Genomic DNA, 23,321 nt, shown 5'->3' with positions numbered 1-23,321 from the left:
GGCGGATCAGCAAATAGCCGTCCCAGACGCCTTGTCGAACAAGTGCGTTCGCTCAAGATCGAGCGCGACGTCGATGACATGATCCGGTTCCGCGGCGACGCCGACCGGCATTTGCGCCGTGAACGCGAATGGGCCGACGGTCCCGATCACCAGAGTGTGCGGCCCGAGCGGCTCCACGTCTTTCACAAGGATTCGGACGGAAGAGCCTGTCGATGCGTCTTGCCGCAACACATGGTCGGGCCGGACGCCGAGCACCACGGGCTTGCCGACGCTGCCGGCATAGGCCGCCTCGCGTGACTTCGGCACTCTCAACGCAGTGCCCGACGGCTCGGTGAAAATGAGCGCGCCGTCGCGGGCGACGAGCTCGCCATGGATGAAATTCATGCTGGGCGCGCCCATGAAGCCGGCGACGAAGAGATTGCTGGGCTTCTCGTAGATCGTGATCGGATCGGCCGCCTGCTCGATGCGGCCGCGGTTCATCACCACGACGCGGTCGGCCATGGTCATGGCTTCGACCTGGTCGTGGGTGACATAGACGATCGTCTTGGCGAGACGGCGGTGCAGCGCCTTGATCTCGGTCCGCATCTCGATGCGGAGCTTGGCGTCGAGATTGGACAATGGCTCGTCGAACAGAAACACATCCGGGCTGCGCACGATGGCGCGGCCGATCGCCACGCGCTGGCGCTGCCCGCCCGAGAGCTGTTTGGGCCGGCGCTGCAGATATTGTTCGAGGTCAAGCACGCGCGCCACGTCGCTGACGGCCTTCTCGATGCTGGCGCGCGATTCGCCCCGCACCTTCATGCCGTAGCCGATGTTCTCTCCGACCGTCATATGCGGATAGAGCGCGTAGTTCTGGAACACCATCGCGCAATTGCGCAAGCCAGGACGCAATTGCGTCACGTCGCGATTGCCGATGCGGATGGTTCCGCTCGTCACCGCCTCCAGTCCTGCGATCATGCGCAACGTCGTCGTCTTGCCGCAGCCGGACGGGCCGACAAGCACGACAAACTCCTCGTCGGCCACGTTGAGGTCGAGCCCTTCAATGATCTTGTAGGGCCCGTATGCCTTGCTGACATTCTCGATCTCGACGTGCGCCATGGATTCCTTTTCCGTCCCTTCATCGACGGCAAGTAAAGTCCCGGACGATGCTCGCGCATCATCCGGGGACGTCTCACTGGAAAGCTAGTTCTTCGGCGGAAGGCCCATCGCCGCGCGATAGGCCGCGAGCTGCTTGGCCCGGCCGAACTCGTCGGTCAGCCGATTCCACTCCTTGGCCATCGCGTCGAGCGCCGCCTGCGGCGTGGTCTGGCCGGCCAGCGCCTTGCCGAGCTCGATCTCGACCACCTCGGTGTAAGAGAAGTAGCCGGGCAGACGCATGTCGAGCGCGACATTCTTGGCATTGATGGAGTCGGATTGCGCGCCGAGATATTCCTTGGCCTCTTCCGGCGAGAAGATCTTGCTCCACAGTTGCAGATTGGCAGTGTGCGACTTGCGGTAGGGATTGACGCCGCTGCCGCCGGTGATCGCCGCCTGGCCCGACACTTCAGGGCTTGTCAGTGTCTTGACGAAATCCCACGCCGCCTTCTGGTTCTTGCCGGCCTTCGGCACCGCGATCTGCCAGCCGCCGAATGCCATGAACGGGCCCGGAAGCACGCTCGGGAACTTGTCCCACTTCTTGGTCTTGGCGTTCCAGATCTCGTCCGAGCCGGGCAGCATCGCCGAACCGACCTTGCCCGAGATCTTCGACTGCTTCGGGTCGGCGGCGATGACGCCGGTGTCGCCCCAGCCGATCGATTCCGCTACCTGGCCGCCGGCCACGGCAGCGTTCACCTCGCCGAACGAGAAATTCAGCGCGTTGGGCGGCCCGAGCTTCGATGCCCTGATGTATTCCTCGAGCCCCTTCACCCAGCCCGGATTGTTGATCTGCGCGTCCATCGTCTCGGGATCGAAGAACATCGCGCCCGGATAGTTCGGATTGTTGGTGTAGGCCGCCGCATGGCTGAAGAAGAACCAGAACTGCTGACCGCCGCGGCGGAAGGCTTCCGCCGTTCCCCACAGCCCCTTGTCGGGCCGCTGGAAGAACTCCGCAATGTCGAGATACTGCTTCCAGGTCTTCGGCGGCGCGAGGTCGTAGCCGTATTTGGCCTTGAAGGCGTCCTTCTCCTTGGGATCGCTGAACAGGTCGGTGCGGTAGGTATAGGTGTGGACGTCGCCGTCCATCGACTGCGAGTAGATCTTGCCTTCCCACACCATCAGCCGTTCGCGATAGGCCGGCTCGATATCGTCCCAGTCCTTGCCGGACTGCATCTCCTTCGGCATCTCGCTGAGATAGGGCACAAAATCAGGCAGCCAGGCCGGCGCGAAGCTGACGAGGTCGAACGTCGCGTCCGACGCGGTCAGCGATGTCGCGATCTTCGGATAGAGCTCGGACCACGGGAATTCGATGACATTGACCTTGCCGCAGGTCTTCTTGGCCCATTCATCCGCGCCGAGCTTGAGCGCGGAGGCGATATACGGCCCGGTCTGCGACGCCACCGTCAGGGTGACGCCGGTATAGTCCGGGCTGCAGGCGGCATTCGCCTGGCTCGCGGCACAGGCCATCGCGAGCGAGGTGGTCAACATCAGGAACGTCCGTCGCAACATCGTCTAGTCCTCCCTACAAGGTTTTTTGCTATTTGATGGCCCCGAGCAGCAGGCCCGACCGCATCATCCGGCTGAGCAGGCCCGCCATGATCATCATGGGAACGATGGCGACGAGCGCCGCGGCCGATATCGCCCACCATTCGTCGCCGCGCTGGCTGTTCTGTCCCGCCACCAGGATCGGCAGCGTCTGCCATCTGGAATTGGTCAGGAACAGCGCGAACAGAAACTCGTTCCAGACGAACGCCAGCGTGATCATGAACGTCGCCAGCAGCCCGTTCATCGACATCGGCACCACGATGCCGAAGAAGATGCGCCAGCTCGGCACATTGTCGACCATCGCCGCCTCCTCGACCTCGATCGGCACAGCCTCGAAGAAGTCGCGCATCAGCCAGACCACGATCGGCAGCGAGAAGGCGACGTAACACAGCGTCAGGCCGACAAAGCTGTCGATCAGCTGGAAGCCGAGCCGGCCGATCTCGCTGTAGAGCAGATACAACGCGAAGGCGGTGACGATCGGCGGGAACATGCGCTGGCTGACGAACCAGAACAGGATGTCCTCATTGCCGAGGATCGGTCCCGGCAGCGGCAGGCGGTTGGCGGCGACGGCCACGATCAGCGCAATCGGGAAGGCGAGCAACAATGCCTGCGGGCGGCTGAACCCGAACGTCGTGTTGAACAGCAGGTAACCGCCGAGCGCGAGCAGGAAGAACACGAGGCCTGCGCCGAAGCGGACCTTGAATTCGAACCGCACCAGCGCATAGGCCGCCATCGCGCCGATCGCGGTGGCAATGGCCGCAGCGGACAAGCCAACGATGGTCGAGTTCAGGAAGGTCCGGAAGAACTCGCCGCGGATGCCCTGATAGAGATCGATGAAGGGCTGCAAGGTCGGCGTGAAGTCGATGAACGGCAGATAAGTCGGTCCGCCGACGACGCCGGGCGGCGTCTTGAATGCGGTCACCACCACCCAATAAAGCGGAAACACCGTGATCAGGCACCAGATGAGAACGCCGGCCGCGACCAGGCGGCGGCTCCATGGCGACAGCCCCGTCAAGCCCAGCCCGCTCATCGGCCCTTCTCCAGATGCGGCCGCAGCAGCGCCAGGTAGGTCACGCCGATGATCGTGATCGCGATCAGGAACAGGAAACTGAGCGCCGATGTGTAGCCGAGATTGAACTTCTTGAAGCCTTCCTGATAGGCGAACAGCGTCAGCGTCTCGGTGTCGACGCCCGGCCCGCCGCCGGTCATCACGAACACCGTGTCCATGATCTTATAGCTCTCGATCAGGCGGATGAAGACGACGGCGGCCGAGATCGGCAGCATCATCGGAAAGGTGATGCCCCAGAACTGCTGCCAGGCGCTGGCATTCTCGAGCTCGGCGGCCTCGTAGACATCTTCGGGAAGCGTTTGCAGCCCGGCTAGCATCATCAGGATGACGAACGGGGTCCACTGCCAGACCTCGACCGCGATGATGCAGGCGAGTGCCCAATGTCCATTGGTAAGGAACGGCAGGTTGACCAGGCCGAACTTCGACAGGAACTGATTGAGCGGTCCCATCGTCGGATTGAAGATCATGCGCGCCACCAGCGCGACCGCGACGGGCGCCAGCAGCATCGGCAGCAGCAGGGCGACGCGGAACAGCCGCTCACCCGGCACCCGCGCATTCAGCGCCAGCGCGACGCCGAACCCGATCGCGTATTGCAACCCGACCGCGATCAGCGCAATCAGCGTCGTGGTGAAGAGCGCATTCCAGAACCGCGGCTCCTGCAACAACGCCGCATAATTGCCAAGCCAGACGACGCGCGGCGGGATCGGCGGAATCAGCCGGTAGCTGAGGAAGCTCGTAGTCAGCGAATAGATCAGCGGAAATATCGAGATCGCCAGCACGACGAGCACCGCCGGCCAGATGAAGACATGCTTGATCGGATCATTCCGCATCATCGCAGCATCATCCCCTCAGCAGCGCTTCGATCTCCGCGCGCCGCGGCATCGCGGGCGCGGTGCCCGGCCGGGTCACCGAGATTCCCGCCGTGGCCGAACCGAAGCGCGCAGCCTCGAGCGGATCGACGCCGTCGGCGAGCGCCGCCGCGAAGCCGCCGACGAATGCATCGCCCGCGCCGGTGGTTTCGACGACCTTACCGGCCGCGAAAGGCGGCACGTGCAGCGAGCGATCCCGCGCATGGAACAGCGCGCCGCGCTCGCCGAGGGTGATCAACGCCGTCCCGGCGCCTTTGGCCAACAGGGCGTCGCCGGCGCGGCGGGCGCCGGCAAGGTCGCCCACCGCGATGCCTGTGAGCGCTTCGGCCTCGGTCTCGTTTGGAACGACATAATCGCACAGCGCAAACAGGCCATCGTCGAATTGGATCGCCGGTGCCGGATTGAACACCGTGATGCTGCCGGCGGCGCGCGCAATCTCGAGCCCGCGCCGCGCTGCATCGACCGGCTGCTCGAGCTGCGTCACGAACACGCGGCTGTCGCGGATCGCGTCCGCCACCGCGTCGATATCGGCCGGGCCGATACCGCCCGCTGCACCCGGCACCACGATGATGGCGTTGTCGCCGCGCGTCTCATGGACATAAATAAACGCCGCGCCGGTCGGCGCATCCGCGGTCCTGGCCACGCGCGGCCGGATTCCCTCTGCCTCCCAGGTCTTGATCGCAAGCTCGCCGAATGCGTCGCTGCCGATCCGCGAGATGAAGCTCACGCCGGCGCCGGCCCGCGCGGCCGCGACAGCCTGGTTGGATCCCTTGCCGCCGGGCCCCATCGCGAATCCCGAACCGGCGATCGTCTCGCCGATCGCCGGCATGTTGCCGGCGCGGAACGCCAAGTCTACGACGAAGACGCCGAGGACGGCGACGCCATTCTTGCTCATCTCGTCACTCCCCGTCCGGCCCGATCACGCCCTTGCTGAACAGGAAGCAGCCGTAGAAGCGCCGCTCGCCCGTCGCGATGACGCAATAGGCCGTCTTGGCCTTCTCGTAGAAAGCGTGGCGCTCGACACCGACCAGCGGCCAGGACCGTCCCTCCGCGCGATCGATCGCGGCCTGCACCTCGCGCTGCACGGGGGGGACTTCCTGAGCCTGGCCAACGATCTCCATGCGGACCGCGGCATCGTCGACAAATGTATCGAGCGGCATCACCGAGAGGATCGCCTCAATCGCCCTCGCCGCGCTGACATTGTCGATGCGCAGCAACCGGCCGAGAACCGTCTGGCGTGCGATCGAGTCGGCCGGAAAATTGGTATCGCACACCACCAGGCGATCACCGTGCCCCATCGCCCGCAGGGCATAGAGCACGTCGGCATTGAGCAGTGGATCGATGCCCTTGAGCATGTTGCGTCCCTCCCTTGTGTTCAAACTCGCCGGACTCTGACGGTCCGAACCCCCATCGATATCACCGCAAGGTGACGTCGCTAGTCACCGTACGGAATCCAGATGTTCTTCACCTGCACCGCGTGGCGGAGCAGGATCGGGCCCTCGCTCGCGGCCTTGTCGTACCAATCGAGCGCCAGGCCATGATCGACCAGCGTGCGCTTGAGGTTGCCGGTCGACAGCCGCTCGGCGGCCGCTGAGGCGTCCTGCGATCCGAACGCCCAGAGCGCGTCGACGTCGTCGTGCTCGGCAAGCACCTTGACCAGTTCGCTGTGATCGCCGGTGACGATGTTGACCACGCCGCCCGACACGTCCGAGGTCTCCAGCACCTGGTAGAAGTCGGTCGCGGCGAGCGGATGCCGCTCGCTGGGCACGGCGACGACCCGGTTGCCCATCGCAACCAGCGGCGCCACCAGGCTGATGAAGGCAAGCAGCGGCGCCTCGTCGGGACAGGCGACGCCGACCACGCCGATCGGCTCATGCATCGCGAGCGCCACGCCGCGCAGCGGCGGCGCGTGGATGGATCCTTCGAATTTGTCCGCCCAGGCGCCATAGCTGAACAACCGCTCGATGCTCGCATCGACTTCCGCGCGCGCCTTCGCAGCCGACACGCCGGTCATGTCGGCGATACGCCGGGCGAATTCGTCGCCGCGCGCGGAAAGATTCTCGGCAAGGTAATAGAGGATCTGGGCGCGATTATGCGCCGTCGCCCGCGCCCAAGACTCGGCGGAGCGCGCCGCGGCCACCGCATTGCGGATATCCTTGCGATTGCCCTCGCCTGCCTCGCCGAGGCGCCGGCCCTTCGGCGACAGCACCGGACGCGAATAATTGCCGTCCGGACGCACCTGCTTGCCACCGACAAACAGTTTTGCCGTCCGATCGATTGGCGGCACATCGAATCCGGCACTTGCGCCGGAAGCCGTCGGCAGCGGCGATGCCTTGGCCCGCGCCTTGCGCCCACTCCAGGCCTTCGGCTTGAGATACTCGTACATGCCTTCACGGCCGCCCTCGCGGCCGAATCCGGACTCGCGATAGCCGCCGAAGCCGACGCTGGCGTCGAACAGATTGGTGGCGTTGACCCAGACCACGCCGGCCAGCAGCTTCGGCGCGATATCGAGCGCCAGCCCGATCGTCTCGCTCCACACGCTGGCGGCAAGACCATAGCGCGTGTTGTTGGCGAGTATCACGGCCTCGTCTGCGGTACGGAACGTCATCGCCACCAGGACAGGGCCGAAGATCTCTTCGGTCGCAACCGTCGAGGATGGATGCACATTCCAGAGCAAGGTCGGCGGATAGAAACATCCCTCCGCCGGGATCGCACCGGACGCCTGATATTTCTCGGCGCCTTCCCTCACCCCAGTCTCAACCAGCGACTTGATCCGTTCGAGTTGCACCGGCGCGACCACCGCGCCCATGTCGATCGCCTTGTCGAGCGGCATGCCGACGCGAAGCGTCTCCATGCGGCGGATCAGGCGCCGGCGGAAAGTCTCCGCGATCCCCTCCTGCAGCAGCAGTCGCGAGCCGGCGCAGCAGACCTGACCTTGGTTGAACCAGATGGCATCGACCACGCCTTCCACCGCGCCGTCGATATCGGCATCGTCGAACACGATGAACGGCGACTTGCCGCCAAGCTCGAGTGTCAGCGATTTGCCGGTCCCCGCGGTCGACTGGCGGATCAGCCGTCCGACCTCGGTCGAGCCGGTGAACGCGATCTTGTCGACGCCGGGACTTTCGACCAGCAGCGCGCCGGTGGCACCGTCGCCGGTCACGACGTTCAACACGCCCGGCGGCAGGCCGGCCTCGGCCGACAGTTCGGCGAACAGCAGCGCCGTGAGCGAGGTGAACTCCGCCGGCTTCAGCACCACCGTATTGCCCGCGGCCAGCGCCGGCGCGATCTTCCACGCCAGCATCAGCAGCGGAAAATTCCACGGAATGATCTGCCCGATCACGCCAACCGGCATTTGATCGGCGAATTCGCGCTCCTGCAACTGCGCCCAGCCGGCGTGATACAGGAAATGGCGCGCGGCGAGCGGCACGTCGAGATCGCGGGTTTCCCGGATCGGCTTGCCGTTGTCGATCGCCTCCAGCACGGCGAACAGCCTGGCGTGACGCTGTAGCATGCGCGCCAACGCATAGAGATGACGCGCACGGCCGTGACCGCCAAGCTTCGCCCAGGCTGTCTGCGCAGTGCGTGCGGCGCTAACCGCCGCCTCGACATCGGCGGCAGCGCCCTGCGCGATGCGCGCCAGCGTCTTGCCCGTGGCCGGCTCGGTCGTCGTGAGATGTTTACCGGCGTGCGGCGCCGTGAACTTGCCGGCGATGAAATGCCCGAACGTGGCGCCATGCCGCGCCAGCCAGGCGCGTGCCTCGCCGTCCGCCTCCGGCGCGGGGCCATACTCCATGGTCTCGAAATAGCTTGCGACGCTCATCGCTGGAGTCTCATCCCACGGGGTGGCGATTGAAGGCCGAATAGTGGCCGGTCACGTGATGCTCGAGCTGTCGCTCGATATCGGCGAGCAGGCTGGAGGCGCCGATGCGGAACAGATCCGGCTCGAGCCAGTCGCGTCCCAGCTCCTCCTTCATCAGGAACTGATAGTTGAGCACGTCCTTTGCCGTCGAGATTCCGCCGGCCGGCTTGAAGCCGATCTGGTAGCCGGTGCGCTCCTGATAGACGCGGATCATCCGCAGCATCGCGAGCGTCACCGGCAGCGTCGCGTTGACGCCTTCCTTGCCGGTGGAGGTCTTGATGAAGTCGGCGCCGGCCATCATGCAGACCATCGACGCCTTGGCGACATTGCGCAGCGTCTTGAGATCGCCGGTGGCCAGGATCGTCTTCAGATGCGCGTCGCCGCAGGCGGCGCGGAAATCCCTCACCTCGGCGTAAAGCGCCCGCCAATCGCCGGTCAGCACATGCTCGCGCGTGATGACGATGTCGATCTCCTCCGCGCCGTCGCGGACCGACGCGTCGATCTCCTTCAGCTTCAGATCGTGCGGCACCAGACCTGCGGGAAATCCGGTCGAGACCGCAGCGACCGGGATGCCGGATCCTTCGAGCGCTTCGACGGCCGTCGCCACGAACCGATGGTAGACACAGACCGCGCCGGTATGCAGCTCACGGCCGGCAAAGCCGAGCCGCTCGAGAAGGTCGCCGCGCACCGGCGCTTTGGCCTTGGCGCAGAGGCGCTTCACCCGTTCGGTCGTATCGTCGCCATTGAGCGTCGTCAGGTCCATGCAGGTGATCGCCTTGAGAAGCCACGCCGCCTGCGCGTCCTTCTTGACCGTGCGCCGGCCCGGCAGGCTCGCAACGCGGCGTTCGGCGGCCGACAGATTGATCCTGATCTCGTCGACCCAATCCATCTCGAGCGTGCGGCCGCCGTTGCGCGGCAGCGGATGCTCGCCGCCCGGGGAAGGCGGCTGCGCGGCCAATGGGGACGGATTCTGCATGAAGACGCTCTGCGTCATGGAGGCGCCGTGCGTCCTAGCGAATCGACGAGATCGCCAGATAGACTGAATGTGTCGATCGCAACATGTGATCCTCCCCTGACCTTGCCGCGGGGTTTGCCGACTGCCTGAGGACGACATCGTCCCCGACCCTCGATCAGCCCGCCGGACTGGATGTTATTATTATAACAAATCGACGTTGATAAACTCACAACATTGTAAGATCATTGTCAATCGGATAAGCAAGCCCGGCGATCAAAATGGCTGAAACATCGAACGCACGACCAAGCGAGACGCGCGTGCAGCGCCTGCAGAGGCTGCGCCGCGCCGTCGAATCGAGCGGCACGCTGCATCTGAAAGACGCCGCCGAGCTCCTCAAGGTTTCCGAAATGACGGTCCGGCGCGATCTCGCCGGGCCGGACGCCGCGCTGGCGCTGCTCGGCGGCTACGTCGTCAATGCGGCGTCGCCGACCGGGGTCAAGTACACGTTCGAGCAGGAGATCGATCAGCACACCCAGGACAAGCGTCTCGCCTGCCGGTCTGCCGCGGCCTCGATCAAGGAAGGCGATACGATCTTCATCGATTGCGGCACGACGATGCAGTCGCTGGCGGACTGCCTGCCGGAGGACCTGCCGCTTTCGGTGATCTGCTATTCGATGAACGTGGCGTCGATCGTCACGCGACGGCCGGCCACGCAGGTGATGCTGATGGGCGGCCTCTACCATCCGTCGTCGCAGTCCTTTGCGTCGGACGACGGCCTATCCTATCTGCGGCGGCTCGGCATCAACAAGGCCTTCATCTCCGCGGGCGGCGTGCACTGGACCCGCGGCGCGAGCTGCTCGAATTTTCACGAGGTCGCCGTCAAGCAGGCCGTCATCGAGACCGCGATGGAAAGCATCCTGGTGATCGACGCGAGCAAGCTCGGCAGCCTCAAGTCGGCGTTCTTCTCCGATATCGGCGCGTTCTCGCGGATCATCGTCGGCGGCGCGGCGTCAGCGGACATGCGCAAGCACTTCCGTAGCCTTCCCGTCGAGTACGTGACCAGCGCAACCTGATCCGAGCGGGGGCTGGCGCGCCCGGATCAGGCTGCTCACGATGCGCGGGCTCGCGGGACCACGCATCGCACTCCTGCGGCTCAGTTGCAGGCAGGCTTCGCCTTGTTGCAGGCGTCGGTCAGCTCCGGCGGCGGCTCCTTCTTGAACACCGTCTTGTAGGATTCCAACACGTTGGACTGCGTCACCGGCAGCGACTGCACACCGATCCAGCCCGGCGTTTCCTTGCCGAGCAGCGCGTTCATCATGGCCATCGCTTCGGCGACACCCTGGTCATAGGGGCGCTGCGATCCGGTCGCTTTCAGCGGGCCACCCTTGGCGATCTCGATCGCCGATTGCAGGCCGAGATCGACGGTGGCGACTGGAACGTCGATGCCCTGCGCGCGCATCGAGCTCAGCGTATCCAGCGCCGGCTGGTCCCAAACCGCGAACAGGCCCTTGATATCCGGATTGCCGGTGAGGAAGTCGCCTGCGATCTGCGACACCTTCGGCGGGTCGGTGAAGTCGACCTGCTTCATCTTGATGTCCGGGCGGTTCTTCTGCATCCACTCGCGGACGCCCTTGGTGCGCTCGTTGGTGCTGAAATAATCGACGCCGAAATTGACGAGGCCGATGGTGCCGCCCTGCGCGACGCAGGACGCCAGGATCTGGGCCGCGATCAGGCCGTTGCCCTGGCTGTCCGCGGAGATCATGGACGCATATTCCTCGGGATGCTTTAGTCCGGTCGGAATGCTGTCCATCAGCACGAGCTTGATGCCGGCCTTGGCGATCTTCTTGTAGGTCGGCGCGGTCGCGGTGAAATCGACCGGGATCGAGATGATGCCATCCGGATGCTGCTGGATGGTGTTCTCGATGTCGGCGATCTGCTTGTCGACCTGATACTCGGCGGACGCGACTCCGGTGACGGTCACACCATACTTCTTCAGCGTGTCGGTGATGCCCTGGATCTGCAGTTGCGCCCAGTCGAGATTGACGGTCTGCATGGAGATGCCGACCTTGAAATGCTTCTCCCTGATCTTGGCGGCATCGGCGTCCGACAGCGCCAGCACTTCGGGCGAGGCGGCCTTCTCGCCGTGCGGCCCCTGACCGACGATCGATTTCGGTCCAAGCGTCGCGAGATCGACGCCCTTCACGCAGGTTGCAGGCACTTCGGCGCGGGCCGAGGCGGCGATCGAAATGGCCGTCGCCGCGATCAGCGCGGTCAGCGGCAGGGTTTGTCGCAAGATTGGCTTCACTGTTTCCTCCCGTTTTGGTCGCCGATTTGACCGGAGGCCGGCGACCTTGCCCCTACCCTTGCAACGCCTGACCTTGCGGCCCATGCGCTGCGCCGTCGTGCTCTAGCGTTTCGTGAAGGCGACCGCGGCCACGATGATCGCTCCCTTGATGACGAGCTGCAGTGGCGAGCTGACGCCGAGCAGCACGAGGCCGTTGTTGAGTGTGCCGATGATGAGGCTGCCGAACAGCGTCCCCAGGATGTAGCCGCGCCCGCCGAACAGGCTGCAACCACCGAGGATCACGGCGGCGATGACGTCGAGCTCCATGCCCTGCACGACGTCGGGCCGCGCGGCGTGCGAGCGCGCGGACAGCACCAGCGCCGCAAGCCCGGCGAGCGCACCGGTCAGCACAAAGGCCGCGGTCGTTACCCATTTGGTGTTGATACCGGAATACAGCGCCGCGGTCGGATTGCCGCCGACCGCATAGATGCGGCGGCCGAACACGTTGTAGTGCAGCAGCAGGATGCCGACGATCATCGCCACCAGTGTCCAGGCGATCGGAACGGGTATGCCCAGGAACGAGCCTTCGCCGAAGATCGCGAAGTATGTCTCGTTGGTGATGATGACAGGCTTGGTATTGGTCACCATCATCGCCAAACCGCGCGCCATGCTCAGTGAGCCCAGCGTCACCAGGAACGACGGGATCGAGAGCTGCGTGGTCAGGATGCCGTTGAGCAGCCCGACCAGCGCGCCGGTGCCGAGCCCGGCGGCAGCGCCGACGATCCAGCTGTTGTTGATCTGACTCATGGCGAGCGCCGCGGCCATGCCCGACAGCGCCAAGGTCGACGCGACCGACAGATCGATCTGGCGTGCGATGATCACAAAGGTCATGCCGACCGCGATGATCGAGACCAGCGTGGTCTGGCGTCCGATGTTCAGGAAATTGTCGACCGACAGGAACCAGGGCGAGGACAGGCTAAACACGACCAGCAGCACCACGAAGGCGATGTACAACATGTAGGGCCGCTCACCCCGCAGCAGATTCTGCAGCAGCTTGCGGCGACGATCGGATCGGGTCGACGAGGCGACGAGATTGGGCGCGGTCAGTTCGGTCATGCGGGCAGCTCTTGCAATACGCCTTGTTCGGAAGCCTGGTAGATCTGCAGCAGATGATGGAGCTCTTCGGCATCATCGATCTCCCCGCGCAGCAGCGTTCGCGCCACGCGTCCATCGACGATCACGGAGATGCGGTCGCAGAGCTCGATCAGTTCGACGAGGTCCGACGAGACCACCAGGACGCCGGTGCCGTCGCGCGCAGCATTGCGGATCACGCCGTAGATCTCCTCGCGCGCGCCGACGTCGACGCCAACCGTCGGCTCGTCCAGCAGCAGCACGCGCGGCCGCGGATCATTCCATTTTCCGAACACGACCTTCTGCTGGTTGCCGCCGGACAATGTCCTGACGAGGCTCGAGGCGCCTTGCGCCTTCACCGATAACCTCGCCACCGCAGCGTCGGCACGCCGGGCGGCGGCGCGCTGCTGCATGAAGCCCCAGCGCGAGAAATGCGGAATCCGCGGCAAGGTGATGTTGCGCTCGATCGAATGATCCCGCACCAGGCCCTGCACGTGCCGGTCTTCCGGCACCAGCGCGACGCCATGTGCGATCGCATCGGCCGGGCTCCTCGGCAGCCATGGCCGGCCGTCGATCAGGCATGTGCCGCTGTCGACCGGCCGAAGACCGAAGATCGTCTCCAGGACCTCGGTACGTCCGCTGCCGATCAATCCGGCAAGGCCGTGGATCTCACCCTTCATCACGGACAATTCGACGGCCGACAGGCGGTCGTTGGACACGCCCGACAGCGACAGAACCGGCGACAGATCGAATGAACGCGCAACTGCAGATTCGGCGCGCGACGCCGCTGGCGCCAATCGATCGGTGCCGATGATGGCGTTCACCAGCCGCTTCATGTCGGTCTCGGCGGTGACGAACGTGCCGGCATTGGCGCCGTCGCGCAGCACCGTGACACGCTGCGAGATCTCGAAGACCTCGTTGAGCCGATGGGTCACATAGATCACGCCGACGCCGCGGCGCGTCGCCTTGCCGATCGCGTCGAACAGGATGCGAACTTCATCCGAAGTCAGGGACGATGTCGGCTCATCGAGGATCAACAGGCGCACCTCGCCCATCAGCGCCTTGGCGATCTCCGTCATCTGGCGGTAGGCGAACGGCAGCGAGCCGACCGTCGCCTTGGTATCGAGGGGAATGCCGAGCTCGCTCAGGAACGCCCCGGCCCTGGCCATCAGTTCGCGCTTGCGGACGAAGCCGAACCGCGTACGCGGCTCGCGGCCGAGCAGCAGATTGTCGGCGACGCTCAGCGACTCGACGAGACTGAGGTCCTGATAGACGACGGCGATGCCCGCCTCACGCGATCTAGCCGGACTGTCGAACGTTGCTGGGATGCCGGCGATCTCGATCGTGCCGCTGTCGGCCGCGTGGACACCACTAAGGATCTTGATCAGCGTGGACTTGCCGGCCCCGTTCTCGCCCAGCAGCGCGTGCACCTCGCCGGCCCGGACCTCGAGGTTGACGTCGCGCAACGCCCGCACGCCGCCGAAGCGTTTGTTGATGCCACCGACCATCAACAGCGCCGTCGACGGCCGAGGCTCGGCTGCGATCGAACCGGACAATTCCAAATTTTCCTCCCGTCGCCCGCGCGAGGCGCTGGTACGATGGTGACATATTGTTATTTTTGCAACTTATCTTGTTATAATTCTATCACATCGACCGACCTGTCAATGGGAGATCGCGCCGGCGGGCGCTCGAATTGAAGGCGGCGATCGGATCCTGCACCGCCATACGTGCGGCCGGCCTCCGCCAGGCACGATGGCAGCCGAAAGGTTGTGCTAAGCTGCAATTGCTCTCTTCATCAAAGCCAACGCCGGTGAATCACGATGAAACTGAGTGCCGCGATTGCCGTCGCCCTGATCTCGTCTTGCCTGCCCGCCGCGGCGCAGCAAGCCGGTGCCGATCTCTACGCGCAACGCTGTGCGCAATGTCACGACAGCAGCAACGCGGCTGTTCGCGCGCCGAGCCGCACCGCGCTGCAATCCAGATCGTTCGACGAGGTGCTTGGTGCGATCACCACGGGCCCGATGGCATCCTTCGCGCAGGGACTGACCAGCGACGAGCGTGCGGCGATCGCCTCACTCGTCACGGGAAAGGCCGCGTCGCTCGCGGCAACCGAGAGCGCGGGCCAATGCCCGCAGAACGAGACCGGCTTTCCGACGCCGATCGACGGGCCGCGGTGGAACGGTTGGGGCGCGGATATCAACAACAGCCGGTTTCAGCCGGCGGCAATGGCCGGCCTCGCGCAAGACCAGGTCCCGCGGCTGCGTCTGAAATGGGCGTTCGGATTTCCTGACACGTCCAACGCCAACGCGCAGCCGGCTGTGGTCGGCGGCTTGCTGTTCGTCGGTGGCGGCGACCGCAAGGTCCACGCCCTCGACGCCAAAAGTGGCTGCACGCGCTGGGAGTTTCCGACCGAGGCGCCGGTGCGGACGGCCATCAGCTTTGCCCCGCTGGACAACGGCCAGCCTGCCATCTTCTTTGGTGATGTGCGCGCCAACGTCTACGCCCTGAATGCCGCGACCGGCAAGCTGATCTGGAAGAGCAAGGTCGACGATCATGTGGCGGCCCGGATAACCGGTGCGCCAGTGTTCTATTCCGGCGCCGTCTATGTCGGGGTTTCATCGATCGAGGAGGCCATCGGATCTCGCCCCACCTACCAGTGCTGTACGTTTCGCGGCAGCGTCGTTGCGCTGAAGGCCGAGACCGGCGCGCAGATCTGGAAGGCCTACACGATCCCCGAGGCACCGCATCCGACGCGGGCGAACGCCCTCGGGACCCAGCTGTTCGGTCCGGCCGGCGCGTCGGTCTGGTCCGCGCCGACGATCGATGTGCAGCGCCAGTCGCTCTATATCGCGACCTCGAACAGCTATGCCGACCCGGCAACCGACACCAGCGATGCCATCCTCGCGTTCGATCTCACGACCGGCCGAATGCTGTGGCATCAGCAGGCCACACCGAAGGACAGCTTCGTCGTTGCGTGCTTCGGCACCGATCAGAGCAATTGTCCGGAAGACCGCGGCCCCGACCATGACTTCGGCCAATCGCCGATCCTGGTGAGCCTGCGTAACGGACAGCGCGTGCTGGTGATCGGCCAGAAATCCGGCGTGGTCCACGCGCTCGATCCCGACCATGAGGGCAAGATCCTGTGGCAGACGCGGATCGGCAAGGGCGGCGCGTTGGGCGGAACCGAGTGGGGTTCCGCCGCCGACCAGGACCGAATCTATGTCGCCAATTCGGACGTACGATTTCTAAGGGACGGCACGCGACGTCTGAATTCAAGCGAAGGTGGCGGCCTGTTCGGGCTCGATCTTGCGACCGGGAAGATCGCGATGCAGGTCGCGCCGGTGGCCTGTGGCGACCGCCCGCAGTGCAGTCCCGCGCTCTCCGCGGCGGTCACCGCCATTCCCGGCGTCGTCTTCTCGGGCGGCGTGAGCGGCTTCCTGCGCGCCTACGCGACCGATGACGCACGGCTGCTGTGGGAGATCGACACCGCCCGCGACTACACCACTGTCAACGGAGTTGCGGCTCGCGGCGGCGCCATGGACGGACCCGGCCCGGTCGTCGTCGACGGCATGCTGTACGTCAATTCCGGCTACGCACAATGGAGCGGCCTGCCCGGCAACGTTCTGCTGGCCTTTGAGGTCGGCAACCCCTGACAGGTATCTGCGCCGGCAAGCTGAGCACTACTCGCGGCGGCCTATTCGTGCTTTGATGTCGGACAGGATCAGTCGAGAGGTCCGAAGGGAGACCGTGTGGTGATTGGCGACGTGCTACGCAACATCACGTCAGGGGCCGTTACCCTCGCGCGCTCCAATGGTCCCGAATCGCCGATATCAGGGACCGGCGTCCCGAAATCGACCGACATGGCAGCCGCGCTTCAAATCGATGCGCATGTCGTTGCGCACGAAAAACACAGAAACTATAAGTGCTTGAAAGAATGGTCGGAGTGGCAGGATTCGAACCTGCGACCCCTGCGTCCCGAACGTAAGTAGCAAGCGAAAAGATCAACAAAAACAATGAATTTCACTCGCGATTGACCACCTTTATCGCCGTTTGTTCATGGTGTTTCGGTGGTCAATCGGTGGTTGGCGAAGTCTGATCCTCTATGCGAGTAGCGGATTTCTACTCCGCGGGTTGCAGGTTCGAATCCTGCCGGGATCGCCAACATTCGAACCTTCTCCTTATTCATCAGTCGCTTGGCATCTTGTTAGTCACCGATTTCAAATCGGTTAGTCACTCGACGTTGCCGCTTTGGTCTCTGGCGCCTCGCCAGCTTCGTCATTGCGGCTTCCGCCGCCCGCTCCTGGTCGACCTCGTCAATGTATTCCTGAACTTGCTGCAGCGAGCTGTGGCCGGACACGGCCATCAGCTCGACCCCGGTGCAGCCCGCGTGCGCCAGCGCCCGCAGTGCCGACTTCCGCAGACCGTATGCGCGATAATTTCGCGTCCGTCCGTCGTCGCACAGCACCGGCTTCAATCCAGCCGCCACACACCAATCGGCGAACTTGTTGCCGAACGCGCTAGCCGAAGCGAACGGGCGGCCGTAGTCGTTGACGAGGAAGGTCAGCACGCCGTCGGCCCGCGCCTCCTTTTGAAGTGCGTCGAGTGCCTCCTGTAGTTGCGGCAAGATCCTGATCGACAGCATTCTGCCGGTCGAGCGCAGCGTCTTGTGAGGGCGCCAGCTCAGCTTTCCGTCACGCCGATGCTGTTCACCGATGACGTGGGGTCATGGCGCCGCGCGGCGATGTTCAGCAGCAGCTCAATCGCCAGCCGCGCCATCGTTCCGAGTGGATGACGCTGCCGATATTGCTCGACCTGCGGCTCCCGCCAGGTCATGTGGCCCTTGCTTTTGACACCGGCCTTGATCGGCACGATCCCTACGGTTGGGTCGTGCCCCAGCTCGCCCTGAGCGATCGCAAACCGGACGAACCCACGCACCGCCTTCAGCTCGTTCTTCTGCTGGTTCGCCGTTTTGCCCTCGAGGAAATCCCGGATCGGTTTCTCGCGCAGCGTCGCAACGCGATTCTCGCCGTACAAGCGACCGGCCGGCATCTTGTGACCTCGGAACCGATCGAGGATCGGCCGCCACGCGTCCTGCGTCGCCTCTCACACTTTACTTTTATAGCCGGATTGTGCATTACAGTTTAAACGAATGCCGACTCAAGGATTCGCGATGACCGACGAAGAGGTGTTAGCCGCGTTCTGGACAACGGTTTTGCGGGACACCAAGCTGCCGTTTTGGCGAGGCCTACAGAACGGCATGGAGTGGGCGTACGACGAATCCTTTCAGTCCGTCGTCAACGACACTCGGGTATTGGAGGATCAGAAGCCGGCAAAGCTGCTCGACGAGCGGTTCTATGTCGCCGAGCGGGCCCTCCGCCAAGCTGCCGCCGAAACCGGAATGATCTCCACCGGCCAAAAGATCTCGTCGAACGATTGGAACTACACTCTGGTCCGAGGCGGCGCGGTCGCGATGGTTCAAAGCTACGTCCAGACGCCATCCGAGATGGCGCGGCCGGCGAAGTTCCGCGAGACGATGTCGGCGATGAACACGTTCCTGAGCGCGCCGCAGTTCGACCTTGGCGACATCAATCCCAAGGTATTCGAGTTGTCGGCGATCAATGGCATCCTGATCCACGGTCCCGTCGGCAAGAGGTTCGACGAGAGCGAGCAGCGGCTCGGGTTTTTGAACTTTGCAGTCGCGGACGAATCGTATCGAACGTGGGGGCTCAACATACCGGTGGCGGAGGTCATCACAAGGTTTGAGCAGAACGAAGCCGGGCTCGAGGCTCCTCAGCGCGACATCGCCAAGCCTCTGATCAAGCGTCGCCCGAAGAAGGCGGAAGAATAGGTAATGACGGTAGGTACTCCTGGTTTTGTGGCTGGGAGGTTGACGGAAGCTCGGCAGGCCTTTGGATTAACGAAGGTCGCGCTTGCCGAGATGATCAACGTCAGCCCCATGGCCATTTCGCAGTACGAGTCCGGACCGCAGACGCCGCGTCCTGACGTTATGGACCGTTTGTGTGAGAAGCTCAGCTTTCCGCGCTCGTTTTTCCTGAGCCACCCGGCGCCGGACGATGAGGATCCGACGTTCTGGAGATCGAATGCCAGCGCGACACAAATCGCTCGTGAAAGATGCCACCCGAGGCTTCGCTGGCTCAAGGAGATTGCCTCCTATCAGCGCGAGTTCTTGGATTTCCCGGAGCTCGAGCTTCCGCCCATACATGCGCCGGAGGATTTTAGATCGCTTACGTCAGCGCAGATCGAGCACATTGCGCAGGAGTGCCGCGATTGGTGGAATTTTGGCGCCGGCCCAATACCAGACCTCCTACTGGAGTTGGAGAACAGTGGCGTCATAACCGCTCGTATCAACGTCGCGGCGGAATCCCTGGATGCTTTTTCCCAATGGTCTTCGTCGTTCCGCATACCGTTCGTCGTGCTCGGCAAGGACAAGGCAAGCGCAGTGCGCTCCCGATTTGACGCTGCCCATGAGCTCGCACATTTGCTGCTACATCGTCGGGTAGACCGCCGGCGTGTAAAGAACACTGCCGATTGGAAAGTACTGGAACAGCAGGCGCACCGATTTGCTGCAGCATTCTTGCTGCCGGCAAAAAGCTTCATTGACGAACTGTGGGCCCCTACCCTTGATGGGATGCTTTCCCGCAAAGAGCGGTGGCGCGTTTCGATCGGCATGATGATCGTGCGCTGCGAGCACATTGGCATCATCAATCAGGACCAGGCCAGAAGGCTCTGGATCAACTACAACCGTCGGGGTTGGCGCGGCGAGGAGCCTCTCGATGCCGTTCTAAAGTCGGAGGAGCCTCGCGTCTTGCGCCGCGGATTCGAAGCTTTAATCGATAGCAAGATTCGGACGAAGGATCAGATCGTCACGGATCTTTGCTTGCCTGCTCGTGAGATAGAAGAGCTTGGTGCTTTGCCGCGCGGCTATTTGTCTGGCAACGACGCTGACGTGAAGGCGTTTCCTCGCCTGAAGGTTCAACTAGAGGACCGCGGCTCGAACGGCGACGGTGCGGAAGTCATCTCATTACTTGATCGAAAGAAGCCGAGCTGAAAGGCTCTCCCTCCTGGCACCCAAAAAGAAAACCCGCCGTGCGACCGGCGAGTTTAGCGAGCTAGTGGTCGATCGTCGGTCTACAGCGTCGACCAGAACGGCATCGTGTCCATCCGCTCGTCACAGTTCGTGGAAGCGACGTATTCGGCGTGCTCGAGGATCAGGCCGGTCAGCAGCGGCCGCACCGCATCAAGCACCGCCGTGCGACCGAACCAGTCGGCCGCTCCCTTTCCATGGTCCGCGGTGATCATGAGCAGCACCGCGACCTTCTGCGGCACGTCGGCGAGGCCCACCTCAAGGTTTCGATTCGGTCGTCGATCTCGCCAAGCCGCTCTTCGACCTTATGCTGCTGATCCGCGACGACGGACAAGCCAGCCTCCCGCTCTGCCCCTGCATGGTCCGGCAACCGCACAACCAGGGCGCGCATCGCTTCCCATTGCCGCTGCAGCTCGCGGGAGCGGGCAGCGAGCGCCGTGCGCTCGGCATAGAGCGCGTCCAGCTCCGCGCGCGACGAAACGGCTCTTGCGGGCCTAGACACGGCCACGGCCGCCGCGGCCGCGCCGCCGAGCACCGCCCGCCTGGCGATGGTGGGGGACACAGGTTCTGTGGTAGGGGTCGTTTCAACTCGTGCCATGGTACCACCGTGGCTTTGGGTTAGGGCCGGGAGCGAGCTTGCCGCCTCACCCCGGCTTGCTTTAATTTCAGCACAGTGTTACGAATTGTCAACCACAATCGTAACAAGGTGCTGAAATAATCCTAATGAACCTCACCCAATGCCGGATGGCGCGTGCCGCCCTCGATCTAGGTGTCCGTGAGCTCGCAGGGCTCGCCGGGGTGTCGCCGGACACCGTCTCGCGATTTGAACGTGGCGAACTTCCGCGCGGAAAAACCGTCGAGCTGCTCCAGGCCGCTCTAGAGGCGCGCGGCATCGAGTTCACGAACGGCGGACAGCCGGGCGTGCGGTGGAGACCTATCGATCTTGCCGCCGTCGAGGCCTCGTCCTGGAGTCCGTGGCAATTGGTTCCAAGCGAAGCGGATGCGGTCACCAAGATTCGGCGGGAATGGCCCGGCCTGCTCGGCCAGAGTATGACGTCCCACGGCCCGCTGTACTTCGTGGCGTCGCCAACCGCCGAACTCGTTGTCGCCGAGGCGGAGCCGTCAGAGTTGGGAGGCTCCTGGCGCTATCGCACGAAGCCCCGCCTCTTCCTCAAATCCAAGGGATAACCCTTATAAGCGCTTTGCCGCGGGACGTCCCCAACTCGTACGCTCGTTGCCTGATTCGCAAACGCGTGGCGGCGACAAATGACTGGCTATTGGGAATACCAGACTCGACGCGGCACATTCCGGATCGTGCCGAGGAGCGGCAGGTTTCACCCGTTCTTCGAGGACGAGGATCTCGGGTCGTATCACTCGGCAGCTGCTGCGCTCGACGACCTCGCTGGAGGACACACATTCTTCCCATCAAACGGGCTCGATCCGTCGATCTGCGGGCTTCCCGATGAGATTTCGGAGTGGACGTTCATCAGAACGGGATAAATGTGGATGACATGCCCCACAGCTCCTAACGCCGCAGGAAGCGGCCGAGCGGCTCGCGATCACGGTGGAGCAACTGCACGACCTGGTGCACGACGGTGAGCTCGCATACATCGCTGTGGGCCGCGGCCGGACGTGCCCACGGCGACGCTTCACCGAGCAGGACCTCAGCGACTTCATCGAGCGGCGCCCGGCGGCGCGAGCCTTCGAGCTCGACCGTCGTCGGTTTTTCGGCGCTGAGAAATGCTCGGCCTGAAGCGAAGCGGATCAAATGACCGATCGGATGCCACTCTTCCCGGACGAGAAGACGATCGCCGCCGCGGTGATGGGCTCCCGCGCGAAAGATTGGCCTGCGAAGGCCCGCTACCTCGAAGACAAACACGGCCTGCCGGCGATCGATCCGCTCATGGGCGGGCGCTATTGGCCCGCGGTGGTCGAATTCTTCAACGCGCGACACGGACTGCGTCCCGCGACCGGCTCGGTGTCATCTAGCCTTCGGGTTGTACCGCATAAGCCAGACGGAAAAGAGGATTACAGCAATTGGCCGCGGCGCCGGCGTGCCGTCGCCCCTCACAATGACGGTGATCAGCACGAATGATCCCTCCAATTCCCCACGTGAAGATCTACCGCGGCTCCAAGGAGACTCTGCGGCGGAAGAACGCACAGGAAGTCGCGACCGCTCACCAAATAGCAGAGCACTTGTTCAAGTTGATCGCGAACAATCCGGACGAGATTCAACAGTATATCTTCGCGATGATCGCGATTGATCTCGGTGTCACGACAGACCAGGTACGATCAGCGCTTTCCGATGGTGGCTATAACGGCATTACGCTGCGCATCGATGAGCACGATCGGCGCCAGGTGGAGCGGTACAAAAGGGCTCCCAAATAGAGCCCCAGATGGGACCGCAGCAAGCATGAGCACGTCTGACGAGAACGATGACAAGCAATTCGGGTTCATCCCCGGAGGTCGACGGAACAAGAACCGCACCTTCCTGGAGATGACCCGGGTCGAGGGAATTTTTCAGAGCGCCGCCGCGAAGCTCGAATGGGCCAATAGACACATCGCGGAATTCGACAGGCATTCATCGGAGCACCTGAAGTCTACCTGGAGCTTTCTGCTGTATGCCGCTCCGATCGGAGGTACGCGTTTGCGGTTTAATGCTCGTCACGACGTGCCGCTGCGCTTCGGCTTGATGGTTGGTGACGTGGCCAACAATCTGAGATCCACTCTCGATCACATCGTCTGGACTGTGACTTCGCCCCGCGTCCGTGAGGAGAAGTTGCCGCCCGATAAAGAGGAAGTCGCGCTGAAAAATATTCAGTATCCGTTTTCTGGCAAAGCCGGCCTTCAAAGGGCGATTGAACGTACGGGTCTGAACAAGGCAGGCGACGAAGCCGTGAGGATCATAGAAAAGTATGCTGACGCGATCAGCGGGCTCGATCGACTCAACAACGACGATAAACACCGGCTGACGACGCCCCTTTCACAAGTCGCGGAAATCCGTGGCTTCGCACGTAAAGCACCACCGCCAGATGATTACGTCCCGACCAATCGTCTTTTGATGGGACCGCTCCATGTCCGGGACATTTTGACGGGTGGATTTCCGATCAACGTGAACAACAGTGGCGGCGTCGATATCAGCAATTTCGATATGACCCTACATCTGATCTTCGTGGATGGACCGTGCCGAGGTCAACCGGTCGTCGGGTATTTGAGGCATCTGTCACAGACAGCCGAAGAGATCGTTACTCAATTTTGCAAGGCCTTCCCTGGCACGCTCTCGCCGCACTATTTCGAAGGCAGCGAGGATCCAATGTAGCCACTCCCGCCGCCGGTACATCCGCGGCGGCGGGCTTGTGGTACTGAC

Annotated in this window: 23 protein-coding genes; 9 read left to right on the top strand and 14 right to left on the bottom strand. The window is 63.5% G+C overall.

What is annotated here, in order from left to right; translation table 11 throughout:
- Positions 1 to 6: 6 nt before the first annotated feature.
- From ACVIHF_RS04810 to deoC, 8 genes are all read right to left on the bottom strand, one after another.
- Positions 7 to 1,098, bottom strand: coding sequence for an ABC transporter ATP-binding protein (locus tag ACVIHF_RS04810; protein WP_253603290.1), 1,092 nt, complete (start codon positions 1,096 to 1,098; stop codon positions 7 to 9).
- An 84-nt stretch (positions 1,099 to 1,182) separates the two neighbouring features.
- Positions 1,183 to 2,622, bottom strand: coding sequence for an extracellular solute-binding protein (locus tag ACVIHF_RS04805; RefSeq protein ID WP_456794072.1), 1,440 nt, complete (start codon positions 2,620 to 2,622; stop codon positions 1,183 to 1,185).
- Positions 2,623 to 2,671: 49 nt separating this feature from the next.
- Entirely contained in the window at positions 2,672 to 3,709 is a 1,038-nt protein-coding gene (locus tag ACVIHF_RS04800) for a carbohydrate ABC transporter permease (protein WP_456791808.1), read from the bottom strand.
- Entirely contained in the window at positions 3,706 to 4,581 is an 876-nt protein-coding gene (locus tag ACVIHF_RS04795; RefSeq protein ID WP_456791807.1) for a carbohydrate ABC transporter permease, read from the bottom strand. Before ACVIHF_RS04795 ends, ACVIHF_RS04800 begins: the two co-directional genes overlap by 4 nt.
- A gap of 7 nt (positions 4,582 to 4,588) precedes the next feature.
- Entirely contained in the window at positions 4,589 to 5,512 is a 924-nt protein-coding gene (locus ACVIHF_RS04790; protein ID WP_456791806.1) for a ribokinase, read from the bottom strand.
- 4 nt (positions 5,513 to 5,516) lie between these two features.
- Positions 5,517 to 5,972, bottom strand: coding sequence for an RbsD/FucU family protein (locus tag ACVIHF_RS04785; RefSeq protein ID WP_456791805.1), 456 nt, complete (start codon positions 5,970 to 5,972; stop codon positions 5,517 to 5,519).
- Between the two features lie 80 nt (positions 5,973 to 6,052).
- Positions 6,053 to 8,440 carry an aldehyde dehydrogenase family protein gene (locus ACVIHF_RS04780; RefSeq protein ID WP_456791804.1) on the bottom strand — a complete coding sequence of 796 codons (2,388 nt, stop codon included), beginning with the start codon at positions 8,438 to 8,440 and terminating at the stop codon, positions 6,053 to 6,055.
- Positions 8,441 to 8,450: 10 nt separating this feature from the next.
- Positions 8,451 to 9,455: a deoxyribose-phosphate aldolase gene (deoC, locus tag ACVIHF_RS04775; RefSeq protein WP_456791803.1), complete on the bottom strand. Its 1,005-nt coding sequence runs from the start codon at positions 9,453 to 9,455 to the stop codon at positions 8,451 to 8,453.
- A gap of 257 nt (positions 9,456 to 9,712) precedes the next feature.
- On the opposite strand from deoC, the gene ACVIHF_RS04770 reads away from it, so the two are divergent.
- Positions 9,713 to 10,507, top strand: a complete 795-nt coding sequence (locus ACVIHF_RS04770; RefSeq protein WP_057018878.1) for a DeoR/GlpR family DNA-binding transcription regulator — start codon at positions 9,713 to 9,715, stop codon at positions 10,505 to 10,507.
- Between the two features lie 80 nt (positions 10,508 to 10,587).
- Here ACVIHF_RS04770 and ACVIHF_RS04765 read toward each other — a convergent pair whose 3' ends face one another.
- The 3 genes from ACVIHF_RS04765 to ACVIHF_RS04755 all read right to left on the bottom strand — a co-directional run bounded on the left by ACVIHF_RS04765 (position 10,588) and on the right by ACVIHF_RS04755 (position 14,411).
- Positions 10,588 to 11,739, bottom strand: coding sequence for a substrate-binding domain-containing protein (locus ACVIHF_RS04765; protein WP_092083816.1), 1,152 nt, complete (start codon positions 11,737 to 11,739; stop codon positions 10,588 to 10,590).
- 102 nt (positions 11,740 to 11,841) lie between these two features.
- Positions 11,842 to 12,834, bottom strand: coding sequence for an ABC transporter permease (locus ACVIHF_RS04760; protein WP_050387916.1), 993 nt, complete (start codon positions 12,832 to 12,834; stop codon positions 11,842 to 11,844).
- Positions 12,831 to 14,411 (bottom strand): sugar ABC transporter ATP-binding protein, encoded by a 1,581-nt coding sequence (locus tag ACVIHF_RS04755; protein WP_456791802.1) that lies wholly within the window; start codon positions 14,409 to 14,411, stop codon positions 12,831 to 12,833. Before ACVIHF_RS04755 ends, ACVIHF_RS04760 begins: the two co-directional genes overlap by 4 nt.
- A gap of 258 nt (positions 14,412 to 14,669) precedes the next feature.
- Here ACVIHF_RS04755 and ACVIHF_RS04750 point away from each other — a divergent pair, with 258 nt between their 5' ends.
- Positions 14,670 to 16,502 carry an outer membrane protein assembly factor BamB family protein gene (locus ACVIHF_RS04750; RefSeq protein ID WP_456791801.1) on the top strand — a complete coding sequence of 611 codons (1,833 nt, stop codon included), beginning with the start codon at positions 14,670 to 14,672 and terminating at the stop codon, positions 16,500 to 16,502.
- Between the two features lie 551 nt (positions 16,503 to 17,053).
- On the opposite strand, the gene ACVIHF_RS04745 is transcribed toward ACVIHF_RS04750, so the two are convergent.
- Both ACVIHF_RS04745 and ACVIHF_RS04740 read right to left on the bottom strand, forming a co-directional pair.
- On the bottom strand, positions 17,054 to 17,491 hold the full coding sequence (locus ACVIHF_RS04745; protein WP_456791800.1) for a hypothetical protein: 438 nt from the start codon (positions 17,489 to 17,491) through the stop codon (positions 17,054 to 17,056).
- A gap of 38 nt (positions 17,492 to 17,529) precedes the next feature.
- Positions 17,530 to 17,898 (bottom strand): hypothetical protein, encoded by a 369-nt coding sequence (locus tag ACVIHF_RS04740; protein ID WP_456791799.1) that lies wholly within the window; start codon positions 17,896 to 17,898, stop codon positions 17,530 to 17,532.
- A gap of 121 nt (positions 17,899 to 18,019) precedes the next feature.
- Here ACVIHF_RS04740 and ACVIHF_RS04735 point away from each other — a divergent pair, with 121 nt between their 5' ends.
- Both ACVIHF_RS04735 and ACVIHF_RS04730 read left to right on the top strand, forming a co-directional pair.
- Positions 18,020 to 18,697 (top strand): hypothetical protein, encoded by a 678-nt coding sequence (locus tag ACVIHF_RS04735; RefSeq protein ID WP_456791798.1) that lies wholly within the window; start codon positions 18,020 to 18,022, stop codon positions 18,695 to 18,697.
- Positions 18,698 to 18,700: 3 nt separating this feature from the next.
- On the top strand, positions 18,701 to 19,918 hold the full coding sequence (locus ACVIHF_RS04730; protein WP_456791797.1) for an XRE family transcriptional regulator: 1,218 nt from the start codon (positions 18,701 to 18,703) through the stop codon (positions 19,916 to 19,918).
- Between the two features lie 80 nt (positions 19,919 to 19,998).
- On the opposite strand, the gene ACVIHF_RS04725 is transcribed toward ACVIHF_RS04730, so the two are convergent.
- Positions 19,999 to 20,211, bottom strand: a complete 213-nt coding sequence (locus ACVIHF_RS04725; protein ID WP_456791796.1) for a hypothetical protein — start codon at positions 20,209 to 20,211, stop codon at positions 19,999 to 20,001.
- 466 nt (positions 20,212 to 20,677) lie between these two features.
- Between ACVIHF_RS04725 and ACVIHF_RS04720 the strand changes: the two genes are divergently transcribed.
- The 5 genes from ACVIHF_RS04720 to ACVIHF_RS04700 all read left to right on the top strand — a co-directional run bounded on the left by ACVIHF_RS04720 (position 20,678) and on the right by ACVIHF_RS04700 (position 23,273).
- A complete protein-coding gene (locus tag ACVIHF_RS04720) occupies positions 20,678 to 21,142 on the top strand; it encodes a helix-turn-helix domain-containing protein (protein WP_456791795.1) in 465 nt (154 codons plus the stop codon).
- 376 nt (positions 21,143 to 21,518) lie between these two features.
- Positions 21,519 to 21,707, top strand: coding sequence for a hypothetical protein (locus tag ACVIHF_RS04715; RefSeq protein WP_456791794.1), 189 nt, complete (start codon positions 21,519 to 21,521; stop codon positions 21,705 to 21,707).
- Positions 21,708 to 21,722: 15 nt separating this feature from the next.
- Complete coding sequence (locus tag ACVIHF_RS04710) at positions 21,723 to 22,049, top strand: hypothetical protein (RefSeq protein WP_456791793.1); 327 nt, start codon at positions 21,723 to 21,725, stop codon at positions 22,047 to 22,049.
- A gap of 17 nt (positions 22,050 to 22,066) precedes the next feature.
- Positions 22,067 to 22,342 (top strand): hypothetical protein, encoded by a 276-nt coding sequence (locus ACVIHF_RS04705; RefSeq protein ID WP_456791792.1) that lies wholly within the window; start codon positions 22,067 to 22,069, stop codon positions 22,340 to 22,342.
- Positions 22,343 to 22,367: 25 nt separating this feature from the next.
- Positions 22,368 to 23,273: a hypothetical protein gene (locus tag ACVIHF_RS04700; protein ID WP_456791791.1), complete on the top strand. Its 906-nt coding sequence runs from the start codon at positions 22,368 to 22,370 to the stop codon at positions 23,271 to 23,273.
- Positions 23,274 to 23,321: the final 48 nt, after the last annotated feature.

The sequence above is a fragment of the Bradyrhizobium sp. USDA 4506 genome, assembly GCF_054058795.1.
The sequence above is the reverse complement of the archived record's forward strand: the minus strand, read 5'-3'. Positions and strand labels throughout refer to the sequence as shown.

Bases quoted from the DNA above. Each gene is read 5' to 3' on its own strand.
- ACVIHF_RS04735 (WP_456791798.1), top strand. From the start codon at position 18,020: ATGACCGACGAAGAGGTGTTAGCCGCGTTCTGGACAACGGTTTTGCGG.
- ACVIHF_RS04805 (WP_456794072.1), bottom strand. From the start codon at position 2,622: ATGTTGACCACCTCGCTCGCGATGGCCTGTGCCGCGAGCCAGGCGAAT.
- ACVIHF_RS04790 (WP_456791806.1), bottom strand. From the start codon at position 5,512: ATGAGCAAGAATGGCGTCGCCGTCCTCGGCGTCTTCGTCGTAGACTTG.
- deoC (WP_456791803.1), bottom strand. From the start codon at position 9,455: ATGCAGAATCCGTCCCCATTGGCCGCGCAGCCGCCTTCCCCGGGCGGC.
- ACVIHF_RS04745 (WP_456791800.1), bottom strand. From the start codon at position 17,491: ATGCTGTCGATCAGGATCTTGCCGCAACTACAGGAGGCACTCGACGCA.
- ACVIHF_RS04730 (WP_456791797.1), top strand. From the start codon at position 18,701: ATGACGGTAGGTACTCCTGGTTTTGTGGCTGGGAGGTTGACGGAAGCT.
- ACVIHF_RS04800 (WP_456791808.1), bottom strand. From the start codon at position 3,709: ATGAGCGGGCTGGGCTTGACGGGGCTGTCGCCATGGAGCCGCCGCCTG.
- ACVIHF_RS04785 (WP_456791805.1), bottom strand. From the start codon at position 5,972: ATGCTCAAGGGCATCGATCCACTGCTCAATGCCGACGTGCTCTATGCC.
- ACVIHF_RS04710 (WP_456791793.1), top strand. From the start codon at position 21,723: ATGACCGATCGGATGCCACTCTTCCCGGACGAGAAGACGATCGCCGCC.
- ACVIHF_RS04760 (WP_050387916.1), bottom strand. From the start codon at position 12,834: ATGACCGAACTGACCGCGCCCAATCTCGTCGCCTCGTCGACCCGATCC.
- ACVIHF_RS04700 (WP_456791791.1), top strand. From the start codon at position 22,368: ATGAGCACGTCTGACGAGAACGATGACAAGCAATTCGGGTTCATCCCC.
- ACVIHF_RS04780 (WP_456791804.1), bottom strand. From the start codon at position 8,440: ATGAGCGTCGCAAGCTATTTCGAGACCATGGAGTATGGCCCCGCGCCG.
- ACVIHF_RS04740 (WP_456791799.1), bottom strand. From the start codon at position 17,898: ATGCCGGCCGGTCGCTTGTACGGCGAGAATCGCGTTGCGACGCTGCGC.
- ACVIHF_RS04770 (WP_057018878.1), top strand. From the start codon at position 9,713: ATGGCTGAAACATCGAACGCACGACCAAGCGAGACGCGCGTGCAGCGC.
- ACVIHF_RS04720 (WP_456791795.1), top strand. From the start codon at position 20,678: ATGAACCTCACCCAATGCCGGATGGCGCGTGCCGCCCTCGATCTAGGT.
- ACVIHF_RS04795 (WP_456791807.1), bottom strand. From the start codon at position 4,581: ATGATGCGGAATGATCCGATCAAGCATGTCTTCATCTGGCCGGCGGTG.
- ACVIHF_RS04750 (WP_456791801.1), top strand. From the start codon at position 14,670: ATGAAACTGAGTGCCGCGATTGCCGTCGCCCTGATCTCGTCTTGCCTG.
- ACVIHF_RS04810 (WP_253603290.1), bottom strand. From the start codon at position 1,098: ATGGCGCACGTCGAGATCGAGAATGTCAGCAAGGCATACGGGCCCTAC.